The sequence below is a fragment of the Streptomyces noursei ATCC 11455 genome (assembly GCF_001704275.1).
Classification (GTDB): domain Bacteria; phylum Actinomycetota; class Actinomycetes; order Streptomycetales; family Streptomycetaceae; genus Streptomyces; species Streptomyces noursei.
On sequence record NZ_CP011533.1, the window covers coordinates 8,933,615 to 8,946,749 of the forward strand.

14 protein-coding genes are annotated in these 13,135 nt (G+C 71.7%); 9 read left to right on the forward strand and 5 right to left on the reverse strand.

Features of this window, described 5'->3' with window-relative positions; genetic code table 11:
• Window positions 1-124: 124 nt before the first annotated feature.
• From SNOUR_RS38345 to SNOUR_RS38360, 4 genes are all read left to right on the forward strand, one after another.
• The gene (locus tag SNOUR_RS38345) at window positions 125-1,036 is read left to right on the forward strand and encodes a hypothetical protein (RefSeq protein WP_312635252.1); all 912 of its coding nucleotides are present in this window, start codon (window positions 125-127) and stop codon (window positions 1,034-1,036) included.
• A 226-nt stretch (window positions 1,037-1,262) separates the two neighbouring features.
• Entirely contained in the window at window positions 1,263-1,727 is a 465-nt protein-coding gene (locus tag SNOUR_RS38350; RefSeq protein ID WP_067356456.1) for a hypothetical protein, read from the forward strand.
• A 111-nt stretch (window positions 1,728-1,838) separates the two neighbouring features.
• Window positions 1,839-2,198, forward strand: a complete 360-nt coding sequence (locus SNOUR_RS38355; RefSeq protein WP_067356457.1) for a hypothetical protein — start codon at window positions 1,839-1,841, stop codon at window positions 2,196-2,198.
• A gap of 148 nt (window positions 2,199-2,346) precedes the next feature.
• Entirely contained in the window at window positions 2,347-2,835 is a 489-nt protein-coding gene (locus tag SNOUR_RS38360; protein WP_067356460.1) for a GNAT family N-acetyltransferase, read from the forward strand.
• 302 nt (window positions 2,836-3,137) lie between these two features.
• Here the strand turns inward: SNOUR_RS38360 and SNOUR_RS38365 are convergent, their stop codons facing one another.
• Window positions 3,138-3,716, reverse strand: coding sequence for a dihydrofolate reductase family protein (locus tag SNOUR_RS38365; protein WP_067356462.1), 579 nt, complete (start codon window positions 3,714-3,716; stop codon window positions 3,138-3,140).
• Window positions 3,717-3,825: 109 nt separating this feature from the next.
• On the opposite strand from SNOUR_RS38365, the gene SNOUR_RS38370 reads away from it, so the two are divergent.
• The 3 genes from SNOUR_RS38370 to SNOUR_RS38380 all read left to right on the forward strand — a co-directional run bounded on the left by SNOUR_RS38370 (window position 3,826) and on the right by SNOUR_RS38380 (window position 5,118).
• A complete protein-coding gene (locus SNOUR_RS38370; protein WP_067356466.1) occupies window positions 3,826-4,434 on the forward strand; it encodes a TetR/AcrR family transcriptional regulator in 609 nt (202 codons plus the stop codon).
• A gap of 172 nt (window positions 4,435-4,606) precedes the next feature.
• Window positions 4,607-4,831, forward strand: coding sequence for a hypothetical protein (locus tag SNOUR_RS38375; RefSeq protein WP_067356467.1), 225 nt, complete (start codon window positions 4,607-4,609; stop codon window positions 4,829-4,831).
• Entirely contained in the window at window positions 4,798-5,118 is a 321-nt protein-coding gene (locus tag SNOUR_RS38380) for a hypothetical protein (protein ID WP_067356470.1), read from the forward strand. Before SNOUR_RS38375 ends, SNOUR_RS38380 begins: the two co-directional genes overlap by 34 nt.
• A gap of 137 nt (window positions 5,119-5,255) precedes the next feature.
• Here SNOUR_RS38380 and SNOUR_RS38385 read toward each other — a convergent pair whose 3' ends face one another.
• Window positions 5,256-7,259: a S8 family serine peptidase gene (locus tag SNOUR_RS38385; protein ID WP_312635256.1), complete on the reverse strand. Its 2,004-nt coding sequence runs from the start codon at window positions 7,257-7,259 to the stop codon at window positions 5,256-5,258.
• Between the two features lie 241 nt (window positions 7,260-7,500).
• On the opposite strand from SNOUR_RS38385, the gene SNOUR_RS38390 reads away from it, so the two are divergent.
• Both SNOUR_RS38390 and SNOUR_RS38395 read left to right on the forward strand, forming a co-directional pair.
• Window positions 7,501-7,881 (forward strand): VOC family protein, encoded by a 381-nt coding sequence (locus SNOUR_RS38390; RefSeq protein ID WP_067356476.1) that lies wholly within the window; start codon window positions 7,501-7,503, stop codon window positions 7,879-7,881.
• Between the two features lie 353 nt (window positions 7,882-8,234).
• The gene (locus SNOUR_RS38395; RefSeq protein WP_067356479.1) at window positions 8,235-8,324 is read left to right on the forward strand and encodes a K+-transporting ATPase subunit F; all 90 of its coding nucleotides are present in this window, start codon (window positions 8,235-8,237) and stop codon (window positions 8,322-8,324) included.
• A 5-nt stretch (window positions 8,325-8,329) separates the two neighbouring features.
• On the opposite strand, the gene SNOUR_RS38400 is transcribed toward SNOUR_RS38395, so the two are convergent.
• The 3 genes from SNOUR_RS38400 to SNOUR_RS38410 all read right to left on the reverse strand — a co-directional run bounded on the left by SNOUR_RS38400 (window position 8,330) and on the right by SNOUR_RS38410 (window position 13,119).
• Window positions 8,330-9,898, reverse strand: a complete 1,569-nt coding sequence (locus SNOUR_RS38400; protein ID WP_067356482.1) for a Na+/H+ antiporter — start codon at window positions 9,896-9,898, stop codon at window positions 8,330-8,332.
• Between the two features lie 184 nt (window positions 9,899-10,082).
• Window positions 10,083-10,508, reverse strand: a complete 426-nt coding sequence (locus SNOUR_RS38405; protein WP_067356485.1) for a DUF3592 domain-containing protein — start codon at window positions 10,506-10,508, stop codon at window positions 10,083-10,085.
• Window positions 10,509-10,542: 34 nt separating this feature from the next.
• The gene (locus tag SNOUR_RS38410) at window positions 10,543-13,119 is read right to left on the reverse strand and encodes a sensor histidine kinase (protein ID WP_312635261.1); all 2,577 of its coding nucleotides are present in this window, start codon (window positions 13,117-13,119) and stop codon (window positions 10,543-10,545) included.
• Window positions 13,120-13,135: the final 16 nt, after the last annotated feature.

Genomic DNA, 13,135 nt, shown 5'->3' on the forward strand with positions numbered 1-13,135 from the left:
GGGCGGCGGATTGCGCGCCCGGCCGTCGCCCGTACGATGCCGGAACTCCGTCCCGTCCGCACCTCATCCGGAAGGCCATCGCGGAATGCCCGTCTTCAGACGCCGCAAAGGCAGCCGTCCCCGCATGCTCCCCGAACTCGACGATGCCGCCCTGGGCCAGGTCCGGCGCCGCGTCGAGACCTGCTGGGACCGCGGTTCGCTCGATACGGCTGTCATGGCCCTGTTGAAGGATGTGCTCGGCGAGGTAGGTGACGACTGGGACCGCAAGGCACACCGCCTGCGTGTGCTCGCCGGATCCGCGGGGCGGGCGCTGCCCAGCATCTGGCGGGAGCACAACCCCCGCAATCCGGATGCCTTGTTGCTGCACGCCTGGTCGGACGTGTTGCAGGCCGGGCAGCAGGGTTCGTCCATAGACCTCGACGCCACCCTGGCGACCTGCCGCCTGGCGGCCGAGCTGGTGCCCGCCGACCCGACGCCCTGGACCCTGCACCTGGCCACGCTCCGCCTGCAGCGGCGCCCGTCCTCCGAACTGTCGGGGATCTGGCGCGAGATCAAGGCCCGCGACCCGTGGAACCGTGAGGCCCACCTCCAGGCACTGGGCTACCTCTCGCCGGACGAGTGCGGCTCCAGCGGCCAGGTGTTGGAACTGCTCGACAGCGTCCGCTCCGCGATGCCCCCGAACGCCCCCGCGGTGGGCCTGGAACTCGCCGCCCTCGTCCGCAGCCACCAGCGGGACATCGGCCCCGGCGGGATGGTGGCCCTCGGTGCGGGCGAGTTCTGGCGCCGGCACGACGCCGTCACGGTGCTCGACCATGCCGCGCACTACTGGCCGGGCCAGGGCTTCCTCCGCCATGCGCAGGCGCTCGCCGACCTGAACCTGCTGGCCTACGCACTGATCAAGGCCACCCGCCCCGGTGAGGCCGCGAACGTACTGCGCGCCACCGGCGGTATGGCGGCGCCCTGGCCGTGGAACGCGGAGGGCGAACCGCTGGAGCGGTTCTCCCACTACTACGCGCGCGCCCGCGAGACCGACTGACGAAGACCGTTCCGCACCGGCCGGCTCGGGTCGTCCAGCCGGTGCGGCCGGTGACGTGCCCTCACCTGAGGTGGGTCACGCGCCTGAGGTGGGTCACGCGCCTGAAGTGGGTCACACATACGACCCATAGCCGGAACGAGTGGAATAACCGACTCTTTCCCGTGTCTCCCGAATGTCCCGGTCTCTCCCAGGGAATTTTCTCCTGGAAGAGCGTTGGGAGACCCGCATGCGTAAGACCGTCGGCACCGGCCGCTCCGCGGCGACCGGCGGCCGACGCATGCTGTTCTGCCTGGCGTTGTTGGCCTTGTTGTTCACGGCGTTGACCACGGGCTACTCCGATGCGCAGGCACCCCGGGCCGGCCGGTGCGCCGCCCGCGCCGACGCACTCGCCGACACCAGTGGCGCCCCCGCCCGCAGCAGTTCCGTGGACCGGCTCTGTGACACCACGGAACATGTGCTGACGACGTCGGGGGACGGCGTGCACCACCATCCGGGCAATGGCTTCCGGCGGCTGTGCCACGCGACCGCCTGCCATCTGCGCCCGCATGTCCCGACCGGGCCGAACGGCAAGGCCCTGCGGGAATCCCCTGCCGAGGATCCCCTGACCGCGCCCGGACGCGCCGCCTCCTGGGCCGTCCTCCCGGCCGCCGGCACCGGCCTGCCCTCGCGGGTGACCGTTCTGCGCTGCTGAGCGGGCCCGGTCGCGTCTCCACGCCCCGCCCTCCTCCCTGTGAGGGCACCCGGGGTCGTCGCGGCCTGCCGCATCAGCGTCCACGATCACCCGCACCGCAGGAGTTCCGGCATGCCCGCCGACATCTTCGCCGCTCTCGCCGCGCTCGTACGCGCCGAGGCCAGCCGCAACGCACCCCGGTCCGAGCCGAGCCCGACGTCCCCCGCCCCACAGGACGAACCGCCCACACCACCGAACCCGCCCACGTCGCCGCATCCGGGCACCCCCGTGCCCGCCCAGCACACACCCCCGCCGGCCAGACCGGAGCGGGCGACCGCGCCGCCCGTCGCCTCCTCCCCGGCCGGCCGCCCTCTGCGCGTCCGGCTGCTGCGGACGCTCCGGCCCCTGCGCGCGCTCTGGGCGCTGCTCGCCGCGGCCGTGCGCCGACGTCGTACCGGTACCACCGAGAACAGTCCGGCGCCCGACTCCTGACGGCCGGCGCCCAGGCATCGCCGGTGGCGGGACGGCGCGACGGGGCAGGCATCTGTCGTCTCCGTCGTTCCGTCCCCGATCCGCGGGCGAAATCCGTTTGCCGCCCGGTCCGGACCGCCTCGATAGTGACAGGCCGGAGGTGACGACTATGGACGGCGTGGTGCTGGCGCTCTCGGCGCGCGACCTGGAGCCGGACGATCTGGCGGCCTGCACGTGGTCGGGGTCCGCACTGCATCTTGACTCCGTGGCGGCGCAGTTGGCGCGCGCCCGGCTCGGTGCGGTGGACTACCTGGCGATCTGCCCGCCGTCGGGTCTGCCGGTGGCCATCGGCGGAGTGGACTACTCGGTCCGGGAGGGCGCCGGCACGCTGTGGCAGCTGGCGGTGCACCCCGCACTGCAGTCCTGCGGGATCGGCAGTTTCCTGATCGGGGCGGCCGAACAGCGCATCAGGTCGCGCGGGCTCGGGAGGGCCGAACTCGCCGTCGAGGAGAGCAATCCCCGGGCGCGGGCGCTGTACGAGCGACTGGGCTATGTCGCGTACGACCGCCGACCCGATGGTTGGGACGAACTGGCGCCGGACGGTTCGGTGCGCCGCTACGAGACGGTGTGCACGGTGCTGCGGAAGCAGCTTGCCTGACGGTCAACCTCCTTGGGACGGGGAAGAGTTGCCGTCGCCCCGCCCGTCGCCGCCCGTCCCTCGCGCCGTGCCCGTACGGCATAGGAGCCGAGGGGTAGGGCTGTGGCGGCGCGGGATGCGGTCCTGCCGACCACGAACCCTCAACCGGCAGGCCGCGCCGAGGATCCCGGCCCCGAGCATCGAGCCCGGTCCGATCACGACAGCGTCGAACGCGTCGAGGTGCCGCGGCGGTTCCGACGCCTCCGTGGAGCGCACGGGGCTTTCCCTGACCGGTCGACTCCTCGACGGCGCCGCATACGTGCTCAGGCGGTGGGACGGTAGGTGGTGAGGGTGCCGCCGTGGCTGAAGGTGAGCGTCTCCACCGGGGCGAACGGGCGGGGCCGGAACTGTCCGGCGAAGGCCGGGACGCCGTCGCCGGCGATCACCGGGTACCGCTTGAACAGCAGCTCGTCGATCTCCGGCAGGAGCTGCCCGGCCAGCACGCCACCGCCGCACAGCCAGATGTCGCCGTCGCCGTCCTCGGCCTTGAGCCGGCGCACCAGGCCGATCGGGTCCTCGGAAACCAGTTCCACGGCCGGATCGGCGATGTCAGGGAGGGAGCGGGAGACGACGTACTGCCGCAGGTGTGCGTAGGGGCTGGACACCTCGGCGTCCAGGGCCGGCTGGTAGGTGCCCCGTCCCATGAGCACCGTGTCGAAGCGCTCGTTGGGCACGCCGTCCAGCCCGATGTGCGGGCGGATGTGGGTCGGCATGGTCTCGGGGAACTCGGCGCGCAGGTGCTCCACCATGTCCGGCGCCTCCGGGTAGAAGTCGAACTCCCCGCCGGGGCCCGCGATGAAGCCGTCGATGGAGACCGCGACGTAGTACACGAGCTTGCGCATCGGGAACCTCAATTCCTTGGGAGCCGCTTCGGCCGCTTCAGCAACTTCGAGTGTAGTACTTTGGTTGCAGTGGCTGGACCGTAGTACTACAAGTGGAGTGGTGTCAATCATGGTGCGACGCAATCCGGAGAGAAGGGCGGCGCTGCTCGACGCCGCCATCGAGGTGCTGGCCCGCGAGGGCGCGCGGGGCCTCACGTTCCGCGCGCTCGACGTCCAGGCGGGCGTGCCGGTGGGCACGGCCTCCAACTACTTCGCCAACCGCGACGCGATGCTCACCCAGGCCGGTGAGCGTGTCTACGAGCGACTGGAGCCCGACGAGGCGGTCATCGCCGCCGGGCTGGCGGGGCCGCGCGACCGGGCCCGGGTCACCGAGCTGATGCACGACCTCGTGGAACGGGTGGCCGCGTTCCCCACTGGGTTCCTGGCCCTGCTGGAGCTGCGCCTGGAGGCCACCCGCCGTCCCGAGCTGCGCGAGGTCCTGACCCGTCGGATCCGCTCGGACGTGGACCAGAACATCGGCTACCACCTGAATTCCGGCCTGCCGGGCGACGCGACGATGGTGGTCCTGTTGTACCTGGCCCTCAACTGGCTGATCTTCGAGAGCCTGACCCTGCCCGACCTCTTCTCGGCGGACCAGCGGCAGGACCTGGTCACCGCCCTGGTCGAGCGTCTGCTGGCCGGCCAGCCGGACGCCGGGGAGGCAGCCACGGACGGTTGACCGGCGCGGGCCGGAACTCCGGCTGCGGGACACGGTGTTGGGCGGGGGCGGCGTTGTCAGTGGGGCGTGTCACGATCGAAGACGTCCGAGCCGGTGCGTGCGGACCGCTGCGCCACAGGCCCGCGCGCCGGCACCGCTCCGCCACCCGCAACGCCGCGAAGGGACCCGACCCGTGAGCGACAGCTCCCGCTCCGCGCTTCGCCTCGCGCTGAGCCTCGCCGACCCGGCCACCGCCGACGCACTCGCCGACCGGATGAAGCCGCAGATGCTCGCCGTCCTGACCTCCGGAGGCACCGGCCTGCCGGGGAGTGGGCCGACCCGGAGCACCTCCACGCACTGGCGCGGGTGCGCTGCGGATACCCCGTGGCCAGGCCCGACGGCCTGGACTGGGCGCTGATCCGGAAGGAGCACGAACGCCTGCCCTTCCGCCGGGAGAACCTCCCCACGACGGATGCCCGGGCCGTCACCCCGATGCTCCTGCTGACCCAGTGGGAGGGCTGCCCCGACGTCCTGCTGTGGGAGAGCTTCCGGGAAGATCCGCAGGGGACCGCGGAGTACGCCGCCGAGCTGCCCTTCGAGGCGTTCACCGTGTTGCGGACCGACCGCGAGGAGCGCGACGGGGTGCTCCTGCGCGGCCTTGGCCGCGGCATCCGCGCGAACTCCTGGCGACGGCCAACACCCTGACACAACGGCCGATATGACCTCATGCGACGCCACGCCGGGGGCTGGTTCTGGTTCTCCTCGGTCCTCTTGGTTCTCCTCCGTCCGCTTGGCAGGTCCCCTTGCTTCTCGGCCGGTCTCCTTCGGGACGGGTGTCCGGCTCAGGCCAGGCGCCAGGCCACGGCGTACGGCTGGGCGAACTGCGTGATCCGGTGCGCGCGGACGACGACCTGCGCGTCCCCAGCCGGGATGTCGGCCCAACGGACCTGCTCGACGTTGTTGACGCGGTCGAAGCCGGGGTCGGTGTCCATGTTCCCGTGGCGCTCCTGCCCGCCCGCGCGGACGATCAGGTCGAGGTCGTTCTGCAGTGCCGGACCGGGCGGGTCCGTCCAGACCAGGGTGACCTTCAGCTGGTGACCGTCGCCCTGCGGGACCGGGACGGTGAACGGCCGCTCCTCGTCCTGGGCCAATGCGTCCTCGTCGGTGAAGCCCGCCCGGCCATCGGAATCCGGCAGCACGACGGCCTGTTCCAGATTGACCAGCCCGAAGCCGGAGTTGTTGTTCGGGGACGGGCCGGCCTCGGTGGGCGTGTACTGGCCGGGGAGGTCGTCCGCGCCGTTGATCAGCAGGGCCTTGACCAGCGCGGCGCTCGGATCGGGGGTGCCGTTCTTCATCAGCGCTTCGCGCAGCACCGCCGCGCACCCCGCGATCAGCGGCGTGGCCATGCTCGTCCCGCTGTCGAAGAAGAACGCCGGGTCGTCGGAGACCCCGAACACCGTGCTGAACTTCGCCGCACGTGAGTGGGTCGACAGGATCGAGGTGCCGGGAGCGACGAAGTCGGGCGCGAAGCGGCCTTCCTGTGTGGGCCCCCGGCTGCTGAACGCCGCCATGCCCTCGGGATGGTTCGCCTGCCGGTCGTCGTGGATCGGATTGACCGGGAAGGAGAGCGAGCTCAACTGGCCGTAGGTCAGCGGGATATCAGGACGCAGGCTCTCGCTGGCGCCGACGGTGAGGCAGTTCTTGGCCGCGGCCGGTCCGCTGACGGAGGCCGGGCTGATCCGCCCGGTCCGGCCCTGATCGCGGCCGGCGTTGCCCGCGGCGAAGCAGATCACGAGGTTCTTGTTGTCCCAGACCATCTGGTCGATCTCGGCCGACTGCTGGTTGTACGGCAGCCCCGGCAGGGTCGGCCCCCATGAGTTGGTGTGGACCCGAGCCTCGTCCTCGGTGTACGGCGGCTCGAAGAGGTCCTGCAGATCGGTCGGGATGCCGCCCAGACCACCGTTGTCGTCCAGGAGGGACTGCAGGACCAGGGTCGCCGCAGGCGCGGTGCCGGCGATGCTGCCGCCCATCGACGCGGAGGTGCCGTCGCCGAGGACCGAACCGGCGACGTGCGTGCCGTGCCCGTTGGGATCGTCGGTCTGATCCGGCGCCGTGCGGCCGAGGGCGATCAAGCGCTTGACCCGGCCCTGGAACGCGGGGTGCACGTCTTGGGCGGAACCCGTGTCGAGGCCGGTGTCGGCGATGGCCACGACCTGCCCCTCGCCCCGGAAGGGCGTGCCGTTGTGCGAGACCCTGGCGTTCAGCAGCTTCCCCGCAACGGAGTTGTACAGCACCATGTCGGGGACTTCCTCGACCTGCCGTATCTCGTCCAGGGAGATCAGTGCGGTCAGGTTCTCCTCCGGAACGGTCATCCGCACCTTCCGCCGGCCGGGTTGGACGCCACCGGCGCCGACCCCGGCGGCCTGCGCGATCCGCTCCTGCACTCCGGCGGTGCTCGGATCGACGTCCTGGTGGAGGACGACATCGATGGTGTGTGTGCGGGCTTCCGCCGCCTCGATCGGCGCGGCGAGTTCGGCGATGCCCGGCCGCAGCCTGCCCGAACGGAGCGACGGGGCGAGCTTGAAGCCCTGGAGATAGATGTCCGCCCAGGCCACGAACGGCAGGGCGCGAACGGCCTCCAGGTCGGACGGCCGGTATCCGCACAGATAGGTACTGTCGGGTACGTATTCGTGGATGACCACACCCAGGGCGGCGAGTTGCTCCTTCTCCGCCGCCGACGGCACATGTGTGGTCTGTACAAGCAGGTAGTTTGATGCCGAAGCATCCTCGGAGACCAGCGATTCGCCGGCCAGCTCTTCGGACTGGACCAAAGGGTCAATGGTCACGCCGTTGATGGTGATGCGAGCCACGCCTAGCTCCCAGGTTGCGCACGTATGGCGGCTACCTTCTGGTGGCTACCTTTTTCACTATATGCGCCATATGACTGACTGGTGCGAAGGGTTCTTTTTCCACTGGATTCGGTGTCGGTTTCAAGCTTTTGGGAGGTGTGCCCGGCATTCCGCGGCGGTGTCTTCCGGCCGGGGAATTCGCTGGACAGCCACCAGGGGCTGCCGGATAGTGCGCCCCATGGCCTCTCTCGTGCGACACCTCACCTTCGACTGCTCCGACGCCTACCGCCTGGGGCAGTTCTGGGCCGCTGTCCTGGACGGCTCGCTGGCCGACGACGACGCCCCGGGGGACCCCGAGGCGGTGGTCACCGCGCCGGGCTCGGCACTGCTGTTCATCGCGGTGCCCGAGGGCAAGACGGTGAAGAACCGGGTGCACATGGACCTGCAACCCCAGGACCGGTCGCGGGACGAGGAGGTCGCCCGCGTGCTCGCCCTGGGTGCCACGGTGGTGGAGGACCACCGCAAGCCCGACGGAACCGGCTGGGTGACCCTGGCCGACCCCGAGGGCAACGAATTCTGCATCGAACGCAGCGCCGGCGAGCGGGCGGAGCACCCCTGAGCCGAGCCGCACGGACGGGACGTCAACCGCCGTCCCGGGGGCAGTGGTTGTTCCCGTGTACCTGCCGCTGCTGGACATCTTCACCATGGACCTGCCCCTGTCGCACACCGCGAACGACACGCTCGGTGAGCTCGGGCCGGACCGCTGACGCGTCGCGCGATCCGGGCCCGACGGGGCCCGACGGTGCCGGCCTCGTGAGGGCGCACCGTTCGGATTCCGTTAGGGAACCGACTGTGTTGCCCACGAGGGGCGGTGCCGGCCGCCACGGTGGAGCGGATCCCGATGGGGCGGAGCACACGAGGAGGAAGGTCCGTGATGGAAGGCCGTGGCGGGGCGGTGCCGGGGGTGGCGCGGTGAGCGTGGAGCGCATCGTGGGGGTGCTGGTGGCGGTGGCGCTGGTCGGGCTGCTGGTGGCCGGCGTGAAGTTCCCGGACCGGTTCTGAGCGGATCAGTCCTCGCCCAGTCCGGCCTCTTCCAGGTCCAGGCTCCGTTGCAGTCGGCGCCGGGTGGTGTCGCTGATGTGGTGGTCCGCGTAAAGCCGTTGGAGCTGCGTGGATTCGGCGGCTATCACCGTGCGGCGCAGTGCCCGGTAGGTGCTGGCCGAGGCCCAGGCGGCGGGCGTGGTGTCGTCGTCCTGGTCGGCGTCGGCCTGGTCCAGACGGGCCAGCAGACCGCGGCGCAGCTGGTCGATGAGTGCGGTGGGCGCGGCCTCGGCCGCCTCCAATTCGTCCAGGCAGGACAAGCCGGCCTGGGCGAGACCCGCACGGGCGCGGGCCTCCTCGCGGGCGGTGTGCTCCGGCTCCAGCGCGATCCGGGACCAGCGCACGACGGGCGCGAGGGTGAAGCCCTGCAGGACGAGGGTGAAGACGACCACGCCGGTGGTCAGGACGAGGACCAGCGCACGGTGCGGCAGCGGGCTGCCGTCGTCGGCGGCCAGCGGGATGGACAGCGCGGCGGCCAGCGGCATCACACCGCGGGTGCCGGCCCAGGAGACCACCGCGGGGATGCGCCAGGTGACCGTGCCGTTGCCGCGACGGCGCTGCATGACGGCGGAGAGCGGCAGCACACCCAGCATCCGCACGGCGATCACAGTGCCGGCGACCGCGAGCACGCCGAGCGGCCAGGTGTGATCGTCGACGTTCAACTGCCGTACCAGAGCCGGCAGTTCCAGGCCGATGAGGGCGAAGACCACGCTCTCCAGGAGGAAGACCACCGTGCCGTAGACGGCGTGCACCTGGAGGCGGATGGTGGCGTTGGTGAGCTTGTGCCCGGTGCTGCCGAGCACCACCCCCGCGACCACCACCGCGGTGACGCCGGAGGCGTGCACGTCCTCGGCCACGACGTACGAGGCGTACGGGGTGACCAGGGCGATCACGGTCTCCAGTATCGGGTCCTCGGTCCGCCGCCGGATCAGCGCCACCACGGCCGCGACGGCGCCGCCGACCAGTGCCCCGCCGCCGCCCAGGATCAGGAACTGGCCGCCGGCCGCGGGCAGGGCGACGGCGTGGACCGCTATGGCGCTGCCCACCGCCACCTTGAACAGCACCAGGCTGGTGGCGTCGTTGAAGAGGCTCTCGGACTGGACCAGCACCTGTATCCGCGGCGGCAGGGCTATCTTGCGGCCGAGCGCCGTCACGGCGACCGGGTCGGTGCTGGCCAGCACCGCGCCCAGCACGAGGGCCATGGTGGGGGAGAGCGGGCTGACCGCGGCGGCCACCGCTCCCACGGCCGCCGCGGTGGCCAGCACCAGACCGAAGGCGAGCACCGTCACCGGCCGCCACACCATCCGCAGTTCGCGCCAGGGGATCTCCTCGGCGGAGGCGTACAGCAGCGGAGGCAGCACCACCACGCTGATCACTTCGGGTGCCACCTGGACGTTCCGGAGCCAGGGCAGTAGCCCTATCAGGACGCCGCCGACGACCAGCAGCGAGGGAGCCGGAATGCGCCAGTGGCGCGCGCCGGTGGCCACCAGGGTGGCGAAGACGACGAGGAGGAGGATGGCAGTAAGGTCGGTCACACGCTCGTCTTTCGCTGGCTCCGGCTGTGGTTGAACCGTCGCCGACCAGACTTCCCGGCACTCCGCGAGGAAACCTACCGGGTTTTATCGGGTCACTGCCACCGTCTTTACGCAGGACGGTCCTCGGCGGCGGGCGCCGCATCGAGGCGCATCATCCGCCGCGACGCCGGGGCGCGGGCGTCGGTCAAGGGATCGTGCGGGAGGCCACGAGCAGCACCAGGGACAGCAGGAGGACGACCGCACCGCCGGCGATGAACGCCCGCTCCAGCGCCAGGTGTTCCTGACCCTCGACGACGACGGTACGGGGATCGGCGGGGTCGTAGTGGAGGAGCACCCGGTCACCGTCGCCGAGCGGACGGCGGCGCGTCGGCGTCACGGGGCAGACGATCTCCATCACCCGGTCGTCCACGGTCGCGAACTGGAGCAGCGGGCGCGGCCGGGCCGACGCGTCGGAGAGCCGCCCAAGGGGCTGCTTGACCAGGGCCGGCACGCACACGCCCGTCCGTTGCACCCGGCGCACCTGCCGGAGCCCGTGCACTCCGGCGAGCATCCCGAGCAGGCCGCCGAACGCGGCGATCCCGGCCAGTACGGCCACGGCCCCTGTGCCCATCGACCCGCCTTCCTCCGGATGCGCCGCGCGCGGACTAGCCGAGCTCCACCGCCTCGACCGGCTCCGCCACCGGCGCGGCGCGCAGGGAGAGGACCATGGTCAGCCCGCCGCCCGGGGTGTCCTCGGGGTCGAGGGTGCCGCCCATCGCCTCGGCCAGGCCCCGGGAGAGCGCCAGGCCCAGTCCCAGGCCGCTGGTGTTGTCCCGGTCGCCGAGCCGCTGGAAGGGGACGAAGATCCGGTCCCGGTCCTCCGGCGGCAGTCCCGGTCCCTGGTCGACGACCCGCAACTCGACGCGTGAGCCGAGGGAGCTGGCGGTGATCAGCACTTGCTGGGACGCGGCGCAGTGGCGCACCGCGTTGGTCACGAGGTTGGCGATCACCCGTTCCAACAGGGGCGGGTCGGCGAGCACGTCGCGGACCTCCGCGAGCCCCTGGAACGCGATCCGCACCGGTGTCGCGGGCAGCGTGGCCAGGGCCAGCGGCAGGACGTCGGCGAAGGCGGTGGGCTGGAGGTCCAGGGAGAGCGCGCCGGCGCGGAGCCGGCTCATGTCGAGGAGGTTGTCGACCAGCCGGTTGAGCTCGATGAGCGACTCTTCGGCGGTGGCCAGCAGTTCGCTGCGTTCGGCCGGGGAGAAGACCACGTCCGGGCTGCGCAGGGAGCTGATCGCGGCCCGGCCGCTCGCCAGTGGGGTCCGCAGGTCGTGGCTGACCGCGGCCAGCAGCGCGGTGCGCAGCCGGTCCGCCGCCTTGACGGGTTCCACCTGGGCGGCGGCCTCCATCAGGCGGGCGTGGTCGAGCGCGGCGGCGAGGTGGGCGGCGAAGGCGGTCAGCACGCGGTGTTCGGAGGCGGGCAGGCGGCGTCCGCGGAGGACGAGGAGGCGGTCCGGTCCGGCCGGCACCTTCACCAGATCGTCGCACTCCTCGTCGGCGTCGGTCTCCTGCTCGGCGCGCGGGACGAGTTCGGCGGACTCCATGCCGAACGTCTCGCGGGTGCGTTCCAGCAGCACCGACACCCCCTGTTCGCCGCGCAGGATGGTGCCGGCCATGGAGGAGAGGGTCTCGGCCTCCGCGGTGGCGCTGGCGGCGCGCCGGGACAGCCGCAGGGAACGGTCCACCAGAGCGGCGACCGTGGCCGCGACCAGCGCGAACACCGCCAGCGCCAGGGCGTTGTTGGGTTCGGTGATGGTGAACTCGCCGCTGGGCGGAATGAAGTAGTAGTTGAGCAGCAGGGAGGCGGCGAGCGAGGCGAGCAGTGCCGAGACCACGCCGCCCAGGCAGGCCACACCGACGACGGTGACCATGAAGAGCAGGGCCTCGCTGGTGAGGTTCAGGGCGCCCCGGGTGTGGGTGAGCACGGTGGTCAGGAGGAGGGGGAGGACGAGGCCGGCCACCGGTCCGACGACGCGGCGGGCGTGCGGCAGCTGCCGGCCCGGAACGGGCAGCCGGCGACCACGGCCGGCCCCTTCGTGGGTGACCAAGTGGACGTCGATGTCTCCGGACAACTCGACGGTGTCCTCCCCGATACCGCGAGGTGCCACCAGGCGGGAGAACCAGCTGCGGCGGCTGGTGCCCAGGACGAGCTGGGTGGCGTTCTCGGCGCGGGCGAAGTCCAGCAGCGCGGTGGGGACGTGGTCGCCGACGACCGAGTGATAGCTGCCGCCCAGACTCTCCACCAGGGCGCGTTGTTTGGCGAGTGCGGCGGGGGAGGCGTAGGCCAGGCCGTCGCTGCGGGCGACGTGCACGGCCAGCAGATCGCCGCCGGAGATGGGGGTCCCCCCTGCGCGAACGGAGTTGAGCGCTCGGGGGCGGTCCGCGATCCGCTCCGCGCGGCGGATCAGGGTCTCGCCCTCGGGGCCGCCGGTGAGCGCCACCACCACGCGTTCGCGGGTCTCCCAGACGGTGCCGATGCCGTGGTCGGACCGGTACTTCTGCAGGGTCTCGTCCACGCGTCCGGCGACCCACAGCAGCGCCAGCTCCCGAAGGGCCGTCAGGTTGCCGATCCGGAAGTAGTGCGCGAGCGCGGCATCGACCTTCTCCGGCTGGTAGATGTTGCCGTGTGCCATGCGCCGGCGCAGTGCCTCGGCGGGCATGTCCACCAGCTCGATCTGGTCGGCGCGGCGGACCACGTCGTCGGGCACGGTCTCCCGCTGCGGGACTCCGGTGATCTTCTCCACCACGTCGTTGAGCGACTCCAGGTGCTGGACGTTGACGGTGGTGACCACGTCGATCCCGGCGGCGAGCAGCTCGTCGATGTCCTGCCACCGCTTGGCGTTGCGGCCGCCTGGCACGTTGGTGTGCGGCAGTTCGTCGACGAGGGCGACCGCGGGGCGGCGGGCGAGGACCGCGTCGAGGTCCAGCTCGGTGAAGGTCGAGCCGCGATAGGAGCGGTGCAGCCGGGGCACCACCTCCAGCCCGTCGAGCATCTCCTCGGTGTACTGCCGGCCGTGGCACTCGGCATACGCCACCACCACATCGGTGCCCCGTCTGAGGCGCCGGCGCCCCTCGTCCAGCATCCGGTACGTCTTGCCGACACCGGGCGCCGCGCCGAGGAACACCTTGAGCTTCCCCGGCCGTGCGTCCGACGCCTCGGCCGCGACCCTGTTCGGCGCCACCGACAGCCCCTCCCTC